Below are 21,524 nucleotides of genomic sequence, written 5' to 3'. Positions count from 1 at the left end.
CCGGGGCTCCACCACGACCGCCAGCACCCCCTGCGGAGATCGGGTCGGAGCGATGTCCGAGAGGACCGAGCCCTCGACCTCGAAGACCACCTCCGCGGCGTCCCTCCAGCCCACCGCCTCGAAATCGCGGCTGATCTCGGGGGCCAGGTAGAGCTCACGGATCGGCACGTTCCATCGCACCAGATCGGAAACCAGCCGCCGCCCGTCGACCACGACCTCACCCTCGCGACGCTCCTTCACCCGCTTGCGAAGCTCCTTCAGGCGCGTGCCGTGCCGCCCGAGGCGCTGAATTTCGTCCTGGTCGACCATGAAACCAATCTAACCACAACGACGCCAAGAACACCAAGAATTCCCGAAGCTCTTCCCGTTGGCAGGTGTAGGGGCGGGATATATCCCGCCCTTGATCGTCTCCGACGCTCGGTGACGCTTCAAGGGCGGCATGTATGCCGCCCCTACAGCACAACACCTTTGAACCGTCCAGGCGCGGTGGGCGCAGCCCAACGTGGCTTTCTGAGGGCGGGTGGGCGGGGGGAGGGGGCGGGATGCAAACAAATGACTGCGTTCAAAAGAGGGCCGCCCGCGCGCCAACGGCGCGCAGCGGACGAGGTCGGATCGGTCGACGAGTGCGTGCACTCGGAGAACGAAACGACCGAGGGCGCGTGCCGCGGTCGCAGACCGCGGCGGGCGGGCACCCGGAAACGGTGAACTGGCTTTGCGGTTATAATCGGAAATTGAGATAAAGACCTGATTTGGTGGATATTTCCACGGTCTTCTGAGATAATCCGTCCCCCGTCGCCAGCAGCGGCGGTAGAAAGGAAATGGCAGTCATGAGCCTCTCCTTGATCGCCAAATCCATTGGCGAATCCGCAACCCTCAAGCTCAACGAAGTCGCGGCGATTCTGCGGGCCAAAGGCGACCCCGTGATCCACCTCGGCGGTGGTGAACCGAAAGGCAGGGCGCCGCTGGACGCGATCCTCGCCGCGACCAATCTGATCAACACCGGCGAGGTGCGCTACACCCCACCCGACGGGACTGTGGGGCTCAAGCAGGCGATCATCCGCTACACCGAGGACTTCTACGGATGGCGTCCGGCGCCGGAAAACGTGATGGCATCGGGCGGCGCCAAACAGGCCATCATGTCGGCCCTGCACGCGATCCTCGACCCGCAGGAGGAGGTCATCTTCCCCGCGCCCTACTGGGTCTCCTACCCGGAGATGGTCAAGCTGGTTGGCGGCGTTCCGGTGCCCGTGCACCCCGAGGACGGCACCTTCATCCCCCGCATTCAGGACATCGAGCAGGTGATCGGTTCCTACACCAAGGCCGTGATCATCAACAGCCCGAACAACCCGTCCGGCGCGGTCTACCCGGACGAGTTCATCAAGGACGTGGTCGAGCTGTGCGAGAAGCGTGGGCTGTACCTGATCATGGACGACATCTACCACCGCCTGATCTACGATGGCCGCAAGCCGGTCAACCCATACGACTTCGCCAGCGACCGTACCGACAACTCGAAGCTGATCATCATCAACGGAGTTTCCAAGCAGTACGCCATGACCGGCTTCCGCATCGGCTGGGCGGTGGCCAACACCAAGCTGATCGAGGTGATGACAAATATCCAGGGGCACGAGACCTCGGGCCCGTCGGCGGTGCTCCAGCACGCGGCCGAAGCCGCTATCAACGGAGTCCAGTCGTCGGTCGAAAATCTGCGCATGACGCTCGAGAACAACCGCAACGTCCTGATCCAGGAGCTCAGAGCCTTCGACGGTGTCCGCCTCGAGGAGCCCGGCGGCACCTTCTACTCCTTCCCGGATTTCAGCCACTACGACAAGGATTCGGTCCGGCTGTCGAATTTCATCCTTGAAAAGGTACAGGTGGTGACTGTGCCGGGAATCGAGTTCGGCAAGGAGGGGCACCTTCGGCTCAGCTTCTGCGGCTCGATCAAGGACATCACCGAGGGCATCGAGCGCATCAAGTGGGCCCTCGACCCCAACGCGCCGAACGAGCTCTACATCGGTGAGCGCAAGCTGGTGAGGGACTGGACATGAGCAAGTACCTGAAGTTCAAGACGCCCGCCACCTCCCAGGCGGGGGACCTCAAGAGCCGTTTCGGACTCGAGAATCACGGCCTGATCCACCTCGACAGGGTCTACTGGAACCTGCCGGTGCCGGCCCTCTACGAAGAGGCGTCGTTCCGCCAGGAAGGATTCATGGCCCACGGAGGCCCGTTCGTCGTCAACACCGGCAAGTGGTCGGCCCGAGCCGCCCAGGACAAGTACGTCGTTCGCGAGTCGAGCACCGAGGACAAGATCTGGTGGGGCGAGTACAACCGCCCGTATACTCCCGAGAACTTCACCGCCCTGTTGGCGCGGATTCAGGCCTACCTGCAGGACGAGGAGCTGTTCGTCCAGGACTGTTTCGTCGGCGCCGACCCCGAGTACCGGATGCCGATCAGGGTCATCACCGAGCTGGCCTGGCACTCGCACTTCGCGCGCAACATGTTCATCACCCCGAAGACGCTCGAGGAGTACCAGAGCCACGTTCCCGAGTTCACGGTCATTGCGGCTCCGGACTTCAAGGTCGATCCGCGCGTGGACGGCACCCGTTCCTCGACCGCCATCATCCTCAACTTTGCCGAGCGCATGGCCCTGATCTGCAACTCGAGCTACGGCGGCGAGATCAAGAAGAGCATGTTCACGGTGATGAACTTCCTGCTGCCGTTGCAGGACGTCCTCGCCATGCACTGCTCGGCCAACGTCGGCGACGACGGCGACGTGGCGCTGTTCTTCGGGTTGTCGGGTACCGGAAAGACGACTCTGTCTGCCGATCCCAAGCGCCGGCTGATCGGCGACGACGAGCACGGCTGGTCCGACCAAGGCGTCTTCAACTTCGAAGGTGGCTGTTACGCGAAGGTCATCCGCCTGTCGGCCGAGCACGAGCCGGAGATCTACGCGACCACCCGCCGCTTCGGCACCATACTCGAGAACGTGGTTCAGGACCGGACCTCCCGGCGGCTCGACCTCGACGATGACCGGTTCACCGAGAACACCCGCGCAGCCTACCCCCTCGAGTTCATCCCGAACGTGGTCCCCGAAGGGATGGTCCAGTCGCACCCGAAGAACGTGATCCTCTTGACCTGCGATGCGCAGGGCGTGCTGCCGCCGATCGCACGGCTCGATCCGGAGCACGCTGTCTATCACTTCATCTCCGGTTACACGTCGAAGATCGCAGGCACCGAGATCGGTCTCGGGATCGAGCCCGAGATCGCCTTCTCGGCCTGCTTCGGCGCGCCGTTCATGGTTCACCACCCGTTCAAGTACGCCGACATGCTGCGCGCCAAGATGGAGAGGCACGACGCCAACTGCTGGCTGGTCAACACCGGTTGGGTCGGCGGCGGCTGGGGGGTCGGCAAGCGGATCTCGATCCGCCACACCCGGAACCTGCTGAACGCCGCGCTCGAGGGCAAGCTCGCCAAGGTCACGTACCGCAAGGACAAGCTGTTCGGTTTCGAGGTGCCGCTGTCCTGCCCCGACGTACCCGAGGATGTGCTCGATCCGTCTACCTCCTGGGGCTCGCAGGACGAGTACTGGAAGCGGTACGACGCCCTGGCCGCCCGTTACATCGAGAACTTCAAGCTCTACGCCGACGGCTGCCCGGCCGAGATTCTGGCCGCCGGCGCGAAGCGACTGAAAGATGTGAAGTAGGGTTTTGAATTCGGAATTAGGAATTAGGGATTAGGAATTAGGAATGACAACCGCCCACCCCCACGGACTCTCACGACGCGGGGGGTCCGATAGGAAATCTCAAATCCAAAATCCGAAATGACGTGACCACGGACCGGCCTCGGCAGCCCTGTGGGAACGTCATCCCGAGTGAGGGAGCGGAGCGATCGAACCGAGGAATCTATGGCCGGGCGGTCGTTTCAGCCAATGCCGGGTGGTTCGAGGGGCGAGATCGGTCGTTTCCGCGGCGGTTTCGGTGGCGCGTAGGACATGTAGAGTGCGACCACGCAGAAGGCGCCGAGCAACCACGAGGCCATGAAGAAGAGGACCGCTGCGGGACCGCCGTAGAACACCGGCGCCACAAGTGCACCGAGGCCCGGTACCGCCCACACGATGAGCGGCAGAAGTGATCGAAGCGGTTGTCGTCCGGCCGCGCCGAGTCCCCGAAACCACGCCACCAGCGCCGAGCTCCGGTCGGGCTCGCCGAGGAACCATCCACCTCGAAACGTGGCGATCCAAATCAAGACTGTTGCCACAGCCGCCAGCACGGATCCGACCTTGAGCCATGGCACCACGAATCCCGGTGCGAACTCGGCGCGCACGGGAAACCACAGCGAGACCGCCACGATCGCCTGCAAAACGAGGGCGAAGAACGTCAGCCGCGCGTAGCGCCACCACACCAGCAGTCCGGAGGCGAGGATCTGCGCAACGTTGGGCTCTTCGGGATCGGTCTCCGGATCCAGCCACCATCGCGCCACCCCTGCATGCCACAGAACACACCACCCGAACAGCAGAACCGCTCCGAACGCGAGAGCCAGGGCCAGCGGCACAGCAACCGGACGCATGATTTCGAAGAAGACGAGAAGATCCTCTCCCGCGCCGAATCCTCCGGCCGGGGTGTTGGCGCGAGCCTGACCGGCGGACATCTGAACCACGACCAGCGCCGGAACCGTCAGGGCGAGCCACGCCAGCCACACCGTCGCCACCAGCCAGTGAAGGCTGGCGGCAAGGCGAAAGCCCATCGTGACCGAAGGCTTCGGTGTGGTGTTCATTCGGACCTCAGCAACCAGTGCCGCGCGAGCCTCAACGCATCGCGCACCCACCACAGCGGATGCTTGGTGGAGGCAGCTCGCTCCCGCCAGTAATTGTCAGCCCGGCTGGTTTCGAGAGCCCACACCACATCGGGATCGATCACCACCTGCTCGAGACGGCCCCTGCCTTCGAGCCGCCACCGGGTCCGTCGCGTCTGGCTGTCCCAGGTCCTCCGTTCGACCCTCCCGTCGGACCACAGCATTTCGACCTCGACCGGTCCGACGAAGTCACTCCTGCGCGCGAGCTCGAGCTCTACGAGCCAACTGTCGTCGGCGACGGCGTCCTCTGTGTCCCGATCATCCCCGACGGCATTCCAGGATTCGCCATCCCAGATGAATCCGCCTGCCGGCGGCGGTCGGCGATGATGCACGGACACCACCGCCCAGTCCGGCTCCTCCGCACCAAAGATGGCCTGGTCGAAGAACGGCGAGAGATCCTGCCCCGCCGCCTCACTCAGGACCTCTACCAGATCGGCCTCTGTCGGATGTCGGAAACGATAGCGATCGACATAGTCCCTCATACCCCGGGCCATGGACTCCGGGCCGATGAGGCCCTCGAGAGTCCGAAGCACGAGCGCCATCTTGGTGTAGGTCGCAAGGTAATAGTCCGACCAGCGAGGGTACCCCCACGATTTCCTTCCGGTCGTGACCGGTGCCCGCCGGAGGGATAGCGATAAACGCTCGTCAGCCCAGTAATCAAAATCGGCAATCCCCGAGAGGAGTCCATCCGAAGTCGCCGCGACCATGCACGATGTATCGGCATAACTGGTCAACCCCTCGTCGAGCCACGCCTCCTCGAATTCGTTCGAGGCGAGCAGGCCCTGGAAGTACTGGTGACCGAACTCGTGCACTGTAAGGGCTTCGAGTGCCGGAAAGCGTGAGAACGGATCATATCCATCGAGACCATCAGCACCGGTGGCGATGAGCGTCGGATACTCCATACCGTCGGCGCCTTCGGCACCATCCGGCGGCGATACGATCGTGAGTTGCGGATAGGGGTAGGCTCCGTAGAAAAGGCCGAACCAGGCTGCAGCGAGGCGTGCCGCGCGCACCATGCGAGGAGCCAGCATCGACTGCTCGCGCGGCACCATCAGGCGCAGTCGCATCGGCGGCAGCTCGAGATCGGCCGCGCTCATGTCGAGCTGCGTCCGTGCCCTCTCGAACCAGGACACCGGCACGTGTCGACCCGGCTCGAACTCGGCCTCGACGATCACCATCAGGTCCGGCGGGGCCGTACACCACGCGAAATCGTGCACCCGCTCGGCCCGGTAGGTGACAGCCCGCCGTCCGTTCGCCGGCTCGCTGCTCCCAACCTCGATTCCGGTGGCACCAAGGACCCAATCCTCCGGAATCGTCATCGTCACCCGGTAGGTACCGAAGTCGGCAAAGAACTCCGACAATGCGTGAAACTGGTGGGCATTCCAGCCCCGCTCGCCCCTGAAGACCGCGATCTTCGGAAACCACTGTGCCACGAAGTGAAAATCCCCGAAGAACCCGGTGCGGGAAACGATCCGAGGGAGCTGGGCTTCGAACTCGATCTCGAGCTCGATCACCGCTCCCGGATCCACTACCCGCGGCAGATGCACACGGGCGATCGTGAAATCGTTGGAGTTGCCGTCGTCCGGCCGCACGAACTCCATGCCCGGCAGGAGATCGCTCCCGTCATCGAAAGTGAGTCTGCCAACACGGATCCATCCCCAATCGTCTCCGGGATCCGTCCGGTTGCTCGCGTCCCACCAGGCGAGCTCCCGCATGAAGGTGGTGCGGGAATTGGCAAATGCGTTGAGGTAGAGGTGGAGAAAGATCTCGTCGGTGGCCTGATCAGCTCGGTTGACCCAACGAATCTTCTCGCCGCCCATGAGGCGATGGGTCTCGGGATCGAGGGTGACATCGATCTCGTAGCTCGCGACATTCGTATCGGGCGGCAGCGTCTGCCCCGCCAGGTCGCCGGGGACGAAAAACGCGACCACAGCCAGGACGCAGCAGGCCGTTCTGCGCAGAATCACAGGTGAAGTGTAACGCGTACTGGAAGAAGAGTAGAATGGGCGGTAAGACGATCATGCGACGGTTTCTCATTTCGCTGATGTTGATGCTCACGGCGGCGTCCGCCGGCGCCGGCGAGGTGAAGTTTTCCCTGAAGCTGGATACCTTCGACTGGTCGCCGAAAATGGATGCCCAGACCAAGGCGCGGCTCGCTCAGTGGAACGACCCCATGGGCCGTCTCCTGCACGCCTTCAATCAGCAACAGGCCTGGATCATGCGGGGCACCATGCCGGGCGGGGAGCGAGTGAGTGGAGTCGCGGTGCGGATCAAGGCCCAGAACGGCCTTCCCCTCAACCTCGTCGCATCGACGATCCAGGGAGGCATCGAGGTCGCGCGAACGGATCTCGTGAACCTCGGGCGGCGGCGAGGGGACGACGATGAGCTCGACCTGATGACGCTGGAGGAGCACCTCAGCCGCGAGCTGGGGAAGAAGCTGGTGCCGAAGTAGGCGCGATCCGTTTCAGTGAACGGGAGGGGCGCCATCCGGCTCCGCATTCGGCTCTGCCGGGACACCTAAATGGCGCCCGTGCATGTTTTCAACCCGAGCGAGCGGAGGACGTCCACGCTGTGTCATTCCGACCGAGCGAACAACGTGAGCGAGCGGAGGAATCTTTGGGCAATGCAGGAGCGCGCCTCAGCCCACGCCCGCCCCATAGATCCCTCCGCTCGAGCCGTTCCGGCTTCGCCTCCGGCTACGCCGGGACAAGCCGGGCCTCGGTCGGGATGACAACGGGGGGTGTGGCCTTCGGCCTCGGTCGGGATGACAAATCGGGGCGACCAAGGACGGGATTGATCCCGCTCCTACAGCATCTCCTTGAGGTTCTTGGAGACTTTGAACCGGACGCTCCGCGACGCAGCGATGGTGATCGCCTCACCGGTCGCGGGATTCCTTCCGGCCCGGGCCGGGCGCTCCGTCACCTGGAACGTCCCGAAGTTCGGGACCGTGACCTTTTCGCTCGCCACGAGGGCTTCACTGATGAGCTCGAAGAGAAGGTCATAGGTCATCGCCACCTGGGTTTTGGGGTACCCCGTGAGCTCAGCAACGCGGTCTACGAGTTCGGCTTTTCCTGCCATGGATCCTCCTCCTCTGCGCGCACAACTCTCATCGACCCTAACCGTGCCCTCTTGCCGGGTCAAGTGACGGCACGATAGTACTCACCCGGTTGAGCACTGTGATTCGTGTGGCCACGCCGCAGAGACCGAAGCCATGGAATACCAGCGCTGCTCACGCGGGTTTCCCGTGGTGAATGAAGATATCAGCACTGAATTTCTGCATGATTGCGGTCGCGGCGTTGGCGATGATTTCGACCGTCGGTTTCGCCGAAGGAGAGGACGAGATGATTTCCGTCGGAGAGAAATTCGTCGACTTTGACCTCGAGGCGTACGACGGCACCAGAGTCTCGAAGAGCGACCTCGAGGGTCGCCCGTTCCTGCTCTTCTTCTATCCCAAAGCATCCACCCCCGGTTGAACGCTGGAAGCCACCCAGCTGCGTGACAGCTGGAAGGAACTCCAGGAACTCGGGATCGAGGTGCTCGGCGTGTCCTTCGACAGCCCTGAGAAGAACCGGAGCTTCGCTGAAAAGAACGCGCTCCCATTCCGCCTGCTCTCGGACAGCGATCACGAGCTGGCCAAGTCGGTCGGGGCTGCGCGAGCTCTCATCCCGTTCGCGAAGCGGATCTCGTACCTCGTAGGACCGGAGGGCACGGTGCTGCTGGCGTATCCGGATGTCGATCCGAAAACCCACGCGCAGCAGGTCCTCGACGATTATCGAGCGTTGATGGTTTCTGCGAACTGATATTCCAACACGAGAAATTGCCGGAAAATGTGCGCCTGTAGGGGCGGGATATATCCCGCCCTCGTTCGCAGAGGTCCCTTTTGATCGATCAAGGGCGGCATGTATGCCGCCCCTACCGTTTTGTCTCACTGCGGATTAGATCAGACCGCCACCTGGTACATGTGCACGTCCCGTTGCGGGTACGGAATCGAGCACCCTGCAGCTTCGAGACCCTCTTTGAGGCTGCGGGTGAGGTCGAATCGGAGATTCCAATAGTCCTCAGTTTTGCACCAGGGCCGAACCACGATGTCGACCGATGAGTCGCCGAGGTTGGAGACCTCGATCACCGGCTCCGGATCGGCCAGCACCATATCGTGGGCGGTGACAATCCGTCGGATGGTGTCGATCGCCGTCTGGATGTTGTCGTCGTAACCGATGCCCATGACCATGTCGACACGGCGCGTGTCTTTACCGTTGTAATTCGAGATCGTACCCCCGGCGATCTGCGTGTTGGGCACGACGATCTTGATATTGTCGGGCGTCGTGAGGGTGGTGGCGAAAATCCCGATTTCCTCGACCTTGCCGGTCGTTCCACCGGCATCCACGAAATCACCCACGTCGAAAGGCCTCAGGATGAGCAACATGACACCAGACGCAAAATTGCCCAGCGTCCCCTGGAGAGCGAGACCGACGGCGAGGCCGGCCGCACCGAAAATCGCGACCACTGAGGTAGTAGCGATGCCGAGCCGGTGAAGAGCGGCGACAACGACCACCGCAAGCACCATGTAGTAAACGAGTTTCGACAAAAACGGAACGAGAGTTGCGTCTACATCGCCACGTTCGAGGCCTTTGCGGGTGATACCGCGGGCCCAACCCGCGACCATGCGTCCAATGACAAGGATGACGATCGCCGCAAGGACCGGTTTGTAGTTCGCGGCCACAAAGGCCCACACCGTATCGATCAACTGTTGAATCAGTTCCATTCTGCTCTCCTTTTCACGAAAACGGGCTCCATTTCCGGGAACCCTCAGAAGTTGAAGACAACCGATGCTTTCGAAGTCGTATCCGTGCTTTCCGCGTCGTCAATCGGCTGGTTGCGGTGACGAATTCCAAATCCAAATCGCAGCGCCAACCACTGGTTGACATCGGCCTCGATGGCCGTGTCCGATGCCACCCGCCAATCGTCCGAATCATCGAAGTTCGGAATCAAGACCAGTCGTTCGACCAGCTTGGAGCTCTCTCCGAGCTTCCATTCCCAGCTGAGACCCAGGATGCCACCGAAGAAATCCACATCCTCGGAGGGCGGCACCCGGTCCTCCCAGGTGTAGCTGAGACCCATATCGAAGCTCAGCTGGTGCCGTTCGGTCTTCACTGCGTGATAGGTGGCGCCGGTCGTGGCAAGAGTCTGTGAGTCGAATCCAGCGAAAGGATCCCTGGCCCAGGCCAGACCACCGAAAACCTCCCACCGTCCACTCAGGCTGCGCACCGCTCGTCCGGAGACGAGGTAGTTCTCGGCCGTCTTTTCCCCGTTGTCCTCGGCTCGGTTTCCGTGAACCAGGAAGGTCAATCCCCACGGTTCCGGCTTGCGCTCGAGTTCAAAATCGAGACCGAAGGTCGAGGTATCGGTGTTGCCGCTCGTCGCAACCCACGCCAGGCCGAGCGCGCCCTTCCAGGTCGGCTCGACCTCCTCTTCAGTCGTCTCGTCGGCAAGCGCAAACGAACTTCCAAGGGCACAGATCAGCCCCATTAACAGGATCGTTTTCCTCATGGATCGACATCCTCCTTGACGTATCAACGCGTAGCCCACTCATCTATTCCACATCACGAAGCGGCCAACCGGCGCGTTTTTGGCGGTGCGCCAATGTACCAAAGAGCAAGCGAAAATCAAGCGCGAAGGTTTCTGGCCAGCACTATCCGTGAGGCCTCGAGGCAAGAGCGGCGAGGTGCCGTGGCCAGTGGAGTTTGCGACCAAGAGGCCCGGCCCGGGTCCCACAGTGCCGTCCGCAGCAGAGACCTCGTGGATAATGCGGGCCAAGCGCTATACTCTTGACGTGCCGGTCACATCTTCGTCGTTGGTCGAAAACGCATGATGCCGAGTCGGGTCTTCGTGGCAACCGAGAGCGCCGGTCCGCGTGCGCGCCTGGCAGCAGTCCTGGTCGCGGTCTCGGCCGGCCTGATCGTCGCGGTCCTGCAATCCGTCGTCGTCTGGCAGGGTGCCCGCAGCGAGTACCTCCTGCTCGCAGGGTTCAACGCATTTCTGGCCTCCCTGGCAACCTGGTTCTTCCAGGTTCGTTGGCGCCTCCTCGGAGATCCCTTCGACCGTCAGGTGCGCAACGTCTTTCTGCCGATAGCCTGTCATTTCATTCTCCAGCTCACGCTCGAGGCCCTGTTGAGTTCGAAGGATCTCGTCGACACATTCGTCCGAATTTCATGGGTCGTTTCGCAGGCCCTCGCGGCAGCAATCCTCCTCTTCGCGTTTCGAGGCGGACGTGAGCGTGGGTCCGGTCATCTCGTCCTGCGCGCGGTTGGTGCCCTGGCTGCCGCCGTCGCGGTGTGGGCGGGATTCAACTACTTCCGAGACAGCGGCCTGGTACGGGAAATCGGTCCGCTCGAGGCGGGTCTCGCGACCGCATTCCTGATCGCGGCGGTGGTCCCGATGTTGGGCGGTCGGGAGCAACGGCAGCCCCGCGAAGTGTGGCTCAGCGGCGCTTTTCTGCTCAGTGCCATCGCTCATATGGACCTCTCCTGGTCGCGGCAGCCCTACGACTCCCCATTCATGTGGGGGTTCGTCTTGATCGGACTCAGCCTGGCGACGCCGACGATCGGTGCGGTGTTCGAGAACGTGACTCTGCTGGAGGGGCAATCCTCCCTTTCGGACCACTTCAAACGCATTCGCCAGCGGATGGAAATTCTGCTCAACACGCTGCCTGTTTTGGTCATGTCGGTCGATCGCGATCGCCACGTCCGATACGCCAATCGTGCCGCCAACAGCCTGTTCTCCGGCCCCAGACCCCTGGGCGAACCGGATCACGAGTTGAGCTGGCTGGACCGGATACACGCCGCCAACCGGCCCCAGGTCTACTCTGCAATCCCATCCGTTCTCGAAGGCGGCCGTGGTTCATGGCAGGAGCTGATTCGAGTCGAGGACAGCGATGGGATCATCCACTGGCTCAGCACCCAGATGCATCCGGTGGTCGACCCTGTTCTCAACGAGACCCTGATCCAGATTGTCGCCATCGATGTCACGGATCTCCACCTCGCCCGGACCGCAGCCGAGGCCCGGCAATCCCGTCTCGCATTCCTTTCGACCCTCGCCCAGACTGTAGCCGGGGAGGTCGAGGAACAAAAGATTCTCGACCACTTCCTCGAAACGGGGCGTGCACTGCTGCCGCTGAGCTCGTTACTCCTCTATCGGCCGGTTTCGGATGGCAGCGGGCTGCAACTGGTCGCCGGCACCGGCCCGGGTGTGGAGGCCTTCGAAAAAGACCGTTTCAGCCCGATCAGCGCCGGTGGCCACCCCTGCTGGACATCGTATGCCGAAGGATTTCCGCAAACCGTGTCCGCCTCTGCCGCCCTCCCGCAGGAGCTTGCCGACTGGCTGGCGACCGAGCACGGAATCCGTCACCTCAGCTACCTTCCGCTGATGGCCGCCGGAAGGTCCGCAGGGGTGCTTCTTGCCACCTCCAGCACCGCCCTCGACCTGACGATCGACGATGTCGACCTGCTGACGCAGGTCGGGTATCTGCTCGGCGGGCCGATTTCGCTGTCGCAGATCGTGCGCGAGCTCGATGAGCAACGCGCCGTCGCATTCGAGGCTTCGCGCCTCAAGTCCGAGTTTCTCGCCAACACCTCGCACGAGCTTCGCACCCCGTTGACCGCGATCCTCGGCTTCCTCAAGCTGATCATGGACGGTTCGGTCGAGGATCCCGAGAAGCAACGGGAGTTCCTGAAGATTGCCCATGAATCGGCGGAAAGCCTGCTCAACATCATCAACGATGTCCTCGATCTGGCGAAGATCGAGGCGGGCCGGCTGGAAGTTCACTTTGCGCCAGTGCCGGTTCGGGCCATCGTCGAGGATGTGGAGACCCTGTTCAAACATCAGATGAAAAGCAAGGGCCTCAAGTTCAATACCGCGGGTCGCAACAGCAAGCTCGTGATCTGGGCCGATCCCGATCGCACGGTACAGGTACTCACCAATCTTCTCTCGAACTCGATGAAGTTCACCGAAAGGGGTGGTTCGATCACCGTTGATTGCAGGGAAAAAGACGGCATCGTCGTGTTCACGGTTGAGGACACCGGGATCGGCATGGCGGAGGACGAGATTGCCAAGGTCTTCTCATCGTTCTACCAGGTCGACGGTTCAACGACCCGCCAGCGTGGCGGGACCGGGCTCGGCCTGACCATCTCGCGCCGCCTCGCCGAGCTCATGGGCGGGACGCTCCGACTCGAAAGCGCGGGCAGGAGCCAGGGCACGACGGCCCACTTGAGCCTGCGCGAGTTCAGCGCCGAGCACGACGGCACCAATCCCGAGATTCGGCTGCCGACCTGACATTCGAGGCTCGAATCAGTGTGTACCGATCTGTGTTCATCTGCGTAATCTGTGGGCAGCTCCGGGTAGGTGGGCGGCTCTGTTCTTCCTCTGTGTCTCTGTGACTCTGTCATTTCTCCGACATTCAATTCTCGGCCAGATTCGTCTATCTTGAGGGTTGACACGAAAAAGAAATCATGTATATTCCTAAATAGTTATGTAGTGATAATGGAGGATGCTGATGCGTTCGTACCCTCTCATCATCTTGATTTCGTTGATCGCGGCAATCCCGGTCTGCGCCCAAGAATTAACCCTCGAGTCGGCGGTGGAAACAGCTCTGCTCGGGAACCCGGAGGTCTCAGCGGCAAGGGAGCGCGCCGCCGCCGCCGGCGAGCGACTCGAATCAGGTGAGAGCTATCGCTTGCCGAAGATCGGCCTCAGTGAGAGCTTCACCTACACCGACAATCCGGCGGAGGTCTTCGCCCTGACCCTCAACCAGGGCAGATTCGACATGCAGAAGTTCTTCATGTCCGACCCGAACGACCCGGATCCCCTCTCCACCTTTGTCACACGAGTCGACCTCGAGCTGCCCGTCTACACCGGGGGCAAGATCTCCGCCCGAATCGGTCAGGCCGACATGATGGCCACCGCCGAGGAGGCGTCTTATGTGTACACGCGGGAGAAGGTCGCGTTCGAGACGATAACCGCCTACGTCAACCTCGCCAAGGCCCGCGAACACCAGGCGTTGCTCGAGAAGGCGAGATCGACGACTGCCCAACACGTCAGGCTGGCCGAACGATATGCCGACGAGGGCATGATCCTCGACGCCGACGTCCTTCAGGCCCGGGTCTATCTCGCGGAAATGGATGATCTCTTGACGCAGGCCACCAACGGGGCGCAGCTCGCCCAGGCGGCCCTCAACTTCCAGATGGGCGTCGACCAGGCTCAGCCCCAGGCGCTCGCACCGGTTCCGCCGGCCCCTCCCGTTGTCGGCGAAGTGAATGAATGGATCTCGATCGCCCTGGAAAACCGCAGCGACCTGGCGGCCGCTCGACACAAGCTCGAGGCCGGCCGGCTCGAGGAAAAAGTGTCGCGGCCGGGCTACTTTCCCGAAATCGCAGTTCTCGGGCATTACGATCTCTATGACGACACGATCTTCGGTTCCAACGGCCACTCCGGCTCGGTGATGGCAGTCGCGAGGATCAACCTCCTCGGCGGAGGCTCCGGCTCATCCGATCGGGCCGCGGCCCGTCACGAGACCGCTTCCTTCGAGGCCGACATCCGTCGTTTCGAAGAAGGAGTCAAGCTCGAGGTCCAGCAGGCCTGGCAGGGTCTGGACACCGCCCGCACCCGCCACACCACTGCTCGAAGCACTCTGAACGCAGCCGGCGAAGCGGCGCGAGTCCGCGAAAGCCGATTCAAGCAGGGGCTGGACAAAATGATCGATTTGCTCGACGCCGAGACCGCTCTCCGCGAGGCGGAGATGCGTGAGCTCGTCGCGCGATATGACGTTGTTCTCGACACTCACCGTCTCCGGTTCGTGTCCGGCGTAACGTTGACTGATGCTTTGGAGGAAACCCGATGAAGGCGCGTAGGTTCTTTTCAACCTGTCTCATATCCGTCGTATCCTTCGGTCTCGCCGCGTGCGGTCACGACGAACCCAAGACCGCCGAGCCCGACCTCGCCCCCCTCACCGTCAAAATCGCCGAGGTCGAAAGAACGACTGAAGCCATGCCAATCGAAGTTCGCGGCGTGGTTCGGCCGGCTCGTCAGGCCTCGGTGTCGAGCCGCGTGATGGGCCCGGTGATCAAGCTCCATGCCCGCGCGGGCAGTACGGTCGCCAGGAACCAGATCCTGCTCGAGATCCAGCCCGAAGCGGCGGCAGGCCAGCTCGGTCAGGCCCAGGGTGCTCTCGCCCAAGCTAAGGCGGCCCTCGCGCTGGCCGAGCGCAACTACAAGCGGTTCGAGACTCTTCACGCCGAAAACGCCGCCTCCGAGCTCGAACTGGACATGGCGCGAATGCAGTACGAACAGGCCCAGGGGGCGGTCGAGCAGGCCGAAGGCGCGGTACGCGCGGCCTCGTCGGTGGCTAACGAGTCACTGGTTCGCGCACCCTTCGCAGCCCGCGTGGTGGAAAATCTGGTCGAGGTCGGCGACCTCGCAGCCCCCGGCCGCCCGCTGGTTCGAATCGAGTCCATCGGGGGCCAGCAGATGTGGCTCAACGTCCGGGAACGCGATATCGGCCGCGTCCAGATCGGCGACACGATCCGGATGCGCCTCGACGCGCGACCCGATCTTGGTGCGATCGAGGGTGAGGTGCGCGAGATCGTGCCCTCGGCAAATGCAGGCACCCACACCTTCACCGTCAAGGTTGACCTCGGCCAGGTCGAAGTGCCGTCCGGATTCAGCGGTCGGGCGATGATCGTCGGCGACGCGGCCGACCGGCTGATCATTCCGACCGACGCCGTACACCGGCGGGGGGGCCTCGAGCTCGTGATCGTCTACTCCGCTGACGGCAGTGCACGGACCCGCGCCGTGACCACCGGAAGCGTCATCGATGACGAGTGGATCGAGGTCCTGTCCGGTGTCGACGCCGGCGAGTCCGTCGTTGTCGACGCGCCCGGGCCAGTTGCCGACGGCACGCCCTTGGAGCTCGCGCGATGAACACCGAGAACGAAGACCTGCGCGCCAACGGATCCGAGGCGCCGAGCGCGCTCGAGATCGAGCAGGCGCGCCGTGAAGCCTTGCGATTGAAGATGACCCGCCGCAAGATCGGCATGGCGGGGCGGATCGGCAAGGCATTTCTCGACTCCAAGCTGACGCCGCTGATCATCGTCGCGTCCCTGCTGCTCGGCCTGTTCGCGATACTCGTGACGCCGTCGGAGGAAGAGCCGCAGATCAAGGTGCCGATGATTGACGTCATGGTGGGGTTCCCGGGCGCCACGGCAGAGGAGGTCGAACACCGCGTCATCACGCCGCTCGAAAAGCTGCTCTACGAGATCGAAAATGTCGAGTATATCTATTCGATCTCGAACCCGTCGGGCGGGCTCATCGTGGTCCGCTTTCTGGTCGGTACCGACCCGGACCAGGCCGCGGTACGGGTTCACACCAAGATCCAGTCCGCCCTCGATCAGATGCCCGAGGGTCTGATGCCGCCGATCGTCAAGCCACGCACCATCGACGACGTCCCGGTGGTCGCCTACACCCTGTGGGGTGAGCACACCACCCCGGTGGAACTGCGCCGTGTCGCCGACGAGGTCAAGGTCGAGCTGACCCGCCATCCTCGGGTGGCCCAGGTTTGGGTTATCGGTGGGCAGCGACGGGTGGTGCGGGTCGATTTCAATCGCGAGCAGCTCGCCTCGTACGGCATCTCGATGCTGCAGGCTTACGGAGCTCTCAAGAGCCTGAACTGGCGTCTTCCCGCAGGCGCGACCGCAGTCGCGAACTCCGAGGTCCTGGTCGATGCCGGCCAGTTCCTGCAGAGCGCCGACGAGGTCCGCGATCTCGTAATCTCTGCCCACGGAGGGCGGCCCGTATATCTGGGAGACGTCGCCGACGTCCATGATGGACCGGAGGAGCCCGCCAACTACGTCTGGCTCGGCTCCGGCCCGGCAGCCCCCGAGAAGGGTCTCGACACCGGAACCGATGTGCCGGCCGTGACCGTGGCGGTGGCGAAGAAACCCGGCACCAACGCGGTTGACATGGTGAATGATCTCGACCAGATGCTCGAGCGTCTCGCCGGTCGAGTGATCCCATCCAACGTCCACGTGCTCAAGACGCGGGATTACGGTGCCACCGCGCAGGAGAAATCGGACGAACTCCTGAAGCACCTGTGGTCGGCAACCATCGCGGTCATCCTCCTGATGTGGATCACCCTGTCGTGGCGGGAGGCCTCGGTCGTCGCCGTCGTCATCCCGGTGACCCTCGCCCTGACGCTCGCCGCCTCGTACTTCTTCGGCTACACCTTGAACCGCGTCAGCCTTTTCGCGCTCGTCTTCTCGATCGGAATTCTGGTCGACGACGCCATCGTCGTGGTGGAAAATATCCATCGCCACATCAAGCTGAAATGGGCGGGAGCGAAGCGCACGACGGTCTACGCCGTCGACGAGGTGGGCAACCCGACGATCCTCGCCACCTTCGCCATCATTTCGGCGCTGTTGCCGCTGGCGTTCGTTCGTGGCCTGATGGGTCCCTATATGCGACCGATCCCGATCAACGCCTCCGCCGCCATGCTGTTCTCGCTGATGGTTGCCTTCACGATCTCGCCGTGGCTGGCCTACCGCCTCTTCCGCAAAGAGAGTGAAACGGGCGCAGAGGAGCCAAACGAGGAACTGCCCGAGGACACCGAGCTTCCGGCGGAAGGCAGGATCTCGAAGCTCTACTCCTTCATCATGAAACCGCTGATCGGCCGGTCTCTCCTGCGCTATCTCTTCCTTGCAGGAGTCGCCACGCTGCTCATCGCGGCGATCGGCACCGTGGCCGTCGGATTCACTACTGTGAAGATGCTGCCACACGATAACAAGTCGGAGTTGCAGATCGTGATCGACGCTCCCGAGGGCTTCTCCCTCGAGCAGACCAACTCCGCCGCACGAGAGCTCGCCTATCACTTCCGCTCGATGCCGGAGGTCACCGACTTCCAGGTCTATGCCGGCACCGCAGCTCCTTTCAACTTCAATGGCCTGGTGCGCCACTACTTCCTGCGAAACGGCAGCAACATGGCCGACATTCAGGTCAACTTCGTGCACAAGCACAAACGTTCGGACAAGTCTCACGCCCTGGCCAACGAGGTTCGGCAGATGCTGCTGCCGACTGCAGAGGTCCTCGGTGTGGATATCAAGGTGACCGAGATCCCTCCGGGACCGCCGGTTCTCTCGACCCTGGTGGCCGAGGTCTACGGCCCGACTCTCGAGGGACGGCTCGAGGTCGCCGACCAGGTCAAGGAGGTCTTTGCCACCACCGACGGGGTCGTCGACGTTGACTGGGAGGTGGAAGCTCCCGGACCCAGAGTCGAGATTCACGTCGATCGAGAGAAGGCGATGCTCTCCGGTGTCACCCCGGAGCAGGTAGTCCGCACCCTGAGGATCGCCCTCGATGGCGCCGAGGCCGGACTCATCCATGATTCAACCAGCCGAGATCCGGTGCCGATCGTGCTGCGCCTCGATCGCACCCAGCGGGCCCACGTAGATGATCTGCTCATGCTCGCGGTGCACGGACGGGACGGCCGCATGGTGCCGCTGTCCGAGATCGCGACGGTCGTCGATCACGATCGTGAAAGAAGCCGGTATCACAAGAACCTGCAGCCGGTGACCTACGTTTACGGCGAGGTCGCAGGCAGGTTCGAGGCGCCGGTCTACGCGATTCTCGAAATGAAGGACCGGCTCGACGAAATCATCACACCGCTCGGCGAGCCGCTGGAGATCATTACCACCACTCTGCCCGATGACAGCACCCGCTACATCATGAAGTGGGACGGGGAATGGCACATCACCTACGAGGTTTTCCGTGACATGGGGATCGCCTTCGCAGTCGTGATGGTGCTCATCTACGTACTGATGGTCGGGTGGTTCAAGTCGTTCATCACACCGATCATCATCATGGTCCCGATCCCGTTGACCCTAGTGGGCATCCTGCCGGCACATGGCATCTTCGGAGTGTTCTTCACCGCCACGTCGATGATCGGATTCATCGCTCTCGCCGGCATCATCGTGCGCAATTCGATTCTGCTGGTGGACTTCATCAACCTGGAGCTCAAATCCGGGGAGATCCTCGAGGACGCCGTTGTCAAGGCGGGAGCCGTTCGCCTAGTACCGATCTTCCTGACCCAGCTTTCAACCATTGTTGGCGCCTCTTTCATGCTCTCGGACCCGATCTTCCAGGGCCTCGCCCTGGCAATGATCTCCGGGATCATCGTCTCCACCGCGCTGACGCTGGGCGTGATACCAGTTCTCTATTACATGTACCTGAAATTCGTCGGACCGGAAAACGTTGTGGAGATTGACTGATGAATTCGGAGTTCAGAAGTCGGATTTCGGAATGCCCAACCCAACCCTTGGATCGATTCCACTGCGGACGGGAGGGTGGAAATTCCGATTTCAGAATTCAGAATTCCGACTTCGTGAACATTGGAGGAATGAAATGACCGTGAATGAAGCCCTTCGCGCGATGGCCGGAATCGTCGTCCTGTTGTCCCTCGCCCTCGGCTACTGGGTGAGCCCCTACTGGTATCTGCTGACCGCGTTCGTCGGCCTCAACCTGCTGCAGTCAGCATTCACCAAGTGGTGTCCGGCGATGACCATCTTCCGCAAGCTGGGCCTGAAAGAAGGCTGAGGTCGCTGCCGTGGAAGACGTCATGAAGCTCTTGATGATCATCGTCGACACGAAGTGCCGCGAAGAGGTCGAAGTTCTGTTTCAGCACAACGGCATCACCGGATACTCAGAGATCCCGAATGCACACGGCGTCGGCGAGTCCGGTGTGCGGATGGGTTCCAGCGCCCACCCCAAGACCTCGTCCATCTTCTTCACGATCGTCGAGTCCGGACAGGTGGAGCCGCTCAAGAAAGCCCTGTGCAGCTACTGCAAGGCCTGTGAAAAGAACATGCGTATGATCCAGTGGGCGGTCGAGGACGTCGCGTAGTGAGTTCCCAGGAATCATTACCATTCTGCTGCGGCCGGACGTCTGCCGCAAACTGCGGCGCTTGCTCCTCTGGCGGTGTTCCACGTAGATACTCGTACGCATCCGCGCCCCTCAGGTCGCAAACGCCACGTTTCACTACAGCTTTCCGTCTTCGCGACCAAAGCTGATGACATCTGGAGGCTCCAATGCCCGAATGGCTGACTATTCTGCTCGTGGTCGTCGTATGGCTGGTGCTGCAAAGATTTTTGCTGCCCAAGTTCGGGGTGCCCACGTGAGCGGTGCCGGACCCCCCGGCCGGGCGCCGGGAAAAAGAACCCACACAGCAACCGATCGACAAAGAATAAGCGCCGCCAGATTCTCCCGGCGGCGCCGCATCGCACTTTCCGATTCTACTCGTTGATCTGTATCGACAGGTCCTTCGTGACCGAGGTTTCCGAGATGCGTTCCGTAACCTCGAACTCGAATCCGTAATCACCCGCCTCCGGGAGGCCCGAGAGCCCGATCGAGTTCCCATACATGTAGAGGTCTCCGATGATATTCGAGGTGTCCAGCGGCACCTTCAACGCACGTCCCAAATTCTTACCGTCCCGTTTCAGCTGCACTCGCGCTTCGAGATCGACCTTCCCTTCCTCGTTCAACTCCGGCCGAACAACAAAGCCGAAGTAGGCGAGTTCCATGGCCTTGGTCAGCTCGGGGCCCGCCACCGGCATCAGATGCCAGCCGCCAAAAGTGAAAGCCTCACCCAGCTTTGCCTCGCGATTCGGTGTGGCCGAGATCCCCACCCACAGTGGCGACATCCAGACTCCATCTGTTGGGATCGGCGACACCTCGGTCTCGAAGCTTTTGACCAGCTGCGGTTCGCCACCGGCACCACCTGCGATCTCGATCGTGTATGCGCCGTTTTCCAGCGGAAACGCAAGGTGATATACCGATCCATATTGTCCATCGATCGGCGTCACGTTGGTTTCGAAGTTGCTGACGATTTCGTCCTCGGAGGATTTCACCTGTCCGACGATCACATCGAGCGGAGGCGCGTCAGGAGGAAGCTCGAGGTGAACCCAGACGGGCCGGCTGACATCGTTGGCAACACCCAGATCGGAAAAGGTGATGGCGACGTCGTCGAACGGTGCATCATCGACATCGAGCCACGCGAGGTGTGCAGCCGCGGCAGGTGCCGCGCCGCTGATGGAAATCGGTTTTGGAACTTCAGTGAGGTCCGGGTGGAGGAGGTAGACCTCGGGTGCCCGAGCGAGCGCGCTCATCGCCTTGAAGGACTCACGGTTCGAACGATCGAGGACGAAGATATTGGAGTCCAGCCGCTCTTCGTAGAACATGAAGATGAGCTGATTCCCTTTGGCTTTGAATTCCTCTGGCAACTTTTCGGGGTCGTAAAACCAGAGATCGGTCCTGCCCCTCACCTGGTCGCTATCCGAGGTGGCGCCGGCCGAGGGCACTTCGCCTGTTCCCCGGATGTCACGTCCCGCAGGGCGTCCCATGAGAATCAACACGCGTCCGCGATCGGTGAGCGACCCACGTTGGGTCTTGTAGCCGAAGTTGTCATCTGCAAACTTCACCTTGGCATCAAACTCGGCCTTGAATGTATTGAAAGGATTGTTGGGTTGGGGGTTGCGGCGCGCCCAGAATAGCTCGATGAAGCGCTCCGCCTCCGCATCGGATTTGATCTTTCCCCACTCCTTGATTTCCTTCTTGGTGAGCAGAAAGCCCTCGGGGCCGT

18 protein-coding genes are annotated in these 21,524 nt (G+C 62.1%); 11 read left to right on the top strand and 7 right to left on the bottom strand.

Annotation, left to right across the window (positions count from 1 at the left end; translation table 11 throughout):
* A partial coding sequence (locus LJE93_11295) for a hypothetical protein (protein ID MCG6949488.1) occupies positions 1–309 on the bottom strand: 309 nt, incomplete at its 3' end.
* Positions 310–552: 243 nt separating this feature from the next.
* Between LJE93_11295 and LJE93_11290 the strand changes: the two genes are divergently transcribed.
* The 3 genes from LJE93_11290 (at position 553) to pckA (ending at position 3,700) form a co-directional block, all read left to right on the top strand.
* A complete protein-coding gene (locus LJE93_11290; GenBank protein MCG6949487.1) occupies positions 553–705 on the top strand; it encodes a hypothetical protein in 153 nt (50 codons plus the stop codon).
* Positions 706–827: 122 nt separating this feature from the next.
* A complete protein-coding gene (locus LJE93_11285) occupies positions 828–2,045 on the top strand; it encodes a pyridoxal phosphate-dependent aminotransferase (GenBank protein ID MCG6949486.1) in 1,218 nt (405 codons plus the stop codon).
* Positions 2,042–3,700: a phosphoenolpyruvate carboxykinase (ATP) gene (pckA, locus tag LJE93_11280; protein ID MCG6949485.1), complete on the top strand. Its 1,659-nt coding sequence runs from the start codon at positions 2,042–2,044 to the stop codon at positions 3,698–3,700. Before LJE93_11285 ends, pckA begins: the two co-directional genes overlap by 4 nt.
* Positions 3,701–3,918: 218 nt before the next feature.
* On the opposite strand, the gene LJE93_11275 is transcribed toward pckA, so the two are convergent.
* Positions 3,919–4,770 carry a hypothetical protein gene (locus LJE93_11275; GenBank protein ID MCG6949484.1) on the bottom strand — a complete coding sequence of 284 codons (852 nt, stop codon included), beginning with the start codon at positions 4,768–4,770 and terminating at the stop codon, positions 3,919–3,921.
* Positions 4,767–6,815 carry a M1 family metallopeptidase gene (locus LJE93_11270; protein MCG6949483.1) on the bottom strand — a complete coding sequence of 683 codons (2,049 nt, stop codon included), beginning with the start codon at positions 6,813–6,815 and terminating at the stop codon, positions 4,767–4,769. The genes LJE93_11275 and LJE93_11270 overlap by 4 nt, the downstream gene beginning before the upstream one ends.
* A 35-nt stretch (positions 6,816–6,850) precedes the next feature.
* Between LJE93_11270 and LJE93_11265 the strand changes: the two genes are divergently transcribed.
* Complete coding sequence (locus tag LJE93_11265; GenBank protein ID MCG6949482.1) at positions 6,851–7,300, top strand: hypothetical protein; 450 nt, start codon at positions 6,851–6,853, stop codon at positions 7,298–7,300.
* A gap of 353 nt (positions 7,301–7,653) precedes the next feature.
* Here the strand turns inward: LJE93_11265 and LJE93_11260 are convergent, their stop codons facing one another.
* On the bottom strand, positions 7,654–7,926 hold the full coding sequence (locus LJE93_11260; protein ID MCG6949481.1) for an HU family DNA-binding protein: 273 nt from the start codon (positions 7,924–7,926) through the stop codon (positions 7,654–7,656).
* Between the two features lie 263 nt (positions 7,927–8,189).
* On the opposite strand from LJE93_11260, the gene LJE93_11255 reads away from it, so the two are divergent.
* The gene (locus LJE93_11255; protein MCG6949480.1) at positions 8,190–8,648 is read left to right on the top strand and encodes a peroxiredoxin; all 459 of its coding nucleotides are present in this window, start codon (positions 8,190–8,192) and stop codon (positions 8,646–8,648) included.
* A gap of 140 nt (positions 8,649–8,788) precedes the next feature.
* Here LJE93_11255 and LJE93_11250 read toward each other — a convergent pair whose 3' ends face one another.
* Both LJE93_11250 and LJE93_11245 read right to left on the bottom strand, forming a co-directional pair.
* The gene (locus LJE93_11250) at positions 8,789–9,610 is read right to left on the bottom strand and encodes a mechanosensitive ion channel (protein ID MCG6949479.1); all 822 of its coding nucleotides are present in this window, start codon (positions 9,608–9,610) and stop codon (positions 8,789–8,791) included.
* A gap of 44 nt (positions 9,611–9,654) precedes the next feature.
* Positions 9,655–10,395 carry a DUF481 domain-containing protein gene (locus LJE93_11245; protein ID MCG6949478.1) on the bottom strand — a complete coding sequence of 247 codons (741 nt, stop codon included), beginning with the start codon at positions 10,393–10,395 and terminating at the stop codon, positions 9,655–9,657.
* A gap of 318 nt (positions 10,396–10,713) precedes the next feature.
* On the opposite strand from LJE93_11245, the gene LJE93_11240 reads away from it, so the two are divergent.
* The 6 genes from LJE93_11240 (at position 10,714) to LJE93_11215 (ending at position 19,789) form a co-directional block, all read left to right on the top strand.
* Positions 10,714–13,176 (top strand): PAS domain-containing protein, encoded by a 2,463-nt coding sequence (locus LJE93_11240; protein MCG6949477.1) that lies wholly within the window; start codon positions 10,714–10,716, stop codon positions 13,174–13,176.
* A 220-nt stretch (positions 13,177–13,396) separates the two neighbouring features.
* Entirely contained in the window at positions 13,397–14,740 is a 1,344-nt protein-coding gene (locus LJE93_11235; GenBank protein ID MCG6949476.1) for a TolC family protein, read from the top strand.
* Entirely contained in the window at positions 14,737–15,819 is a 1,083-nt protein-coding gene (locus LJE93_11230) for an efflux RND transporter periplasmic adaptor subunit (protein ID MCG6949475.1), read from the top strand. The genes LJE93_11235 and LJE93_11230 overlap by 4 nt, the downstream gene beginning before the upstream one ends.
* Positions 15,816–19,157, top strand: coding sequence for an efflux RND transporter permease subunit (locus tag LJE93_11225; GenBank protein ID MCG6949474.1), 3,342 nt, complete (start codon positions 15,816–15,818; stop codon positions 19,155–19,157). Before LJE93_11230 ends, LJE93_11225 begins: the two co-directional genes overlap by 4 nt.
* Positions 19,158–19,290: 133 nt before the next feature.
* Positions 19,291–19,482, top strand: a complete 192-nt coding sequence (locus LJE93_11220; protein ID MCG6949473.1) for a DUF2892 domain-containing protein — start codon at positions 19,291–19,293, stop codon at positions 19,480–19,482.
* A 22-nt stretch (positions 19,483–19,504) separates the two neighbouring features.
* Positions 19,505–19,789 carry a hypothetical protein gene (locus tag LJE93_11215; GenBank protein MCG6949472.1) on the top strand — a complete coding sequence of 95 codons (285 nt, stop codon included), beginning with the start codon at positions 19,505–19,507 and terminating at the stop codon, positions 19,787–19,789.
* Between the two features lie 389 nt (positions 19,790–20,178).
* Here LJE93_11215 and LJE93_11210 read toward each other — a convergent pair.
* Positions 20,179–21,524 (bottom strand): GWxTD domain-containing protein (locus tag LJE93_11210; GenBank protein MCG6949471.1); only part of this gene is annotated, 1,346 nt, incomplete at its 5' end.

Source organism: Acidobacteriota bacterium (assembly GCA_022340665.1).
Taxonomy (GTDB): domain Bacteria; phylum Acidobacteriota; class Thermoanaerobaculia; order Thermoanaerobaculales; family Sulfomarinibacteraceae; genus Sulfomarinibacter.
The sequence above is the reverse complement of the archived record's forward strand: the minus strand, read 5'-3'. Positions and strand labels throughout refer to the sequence as shown.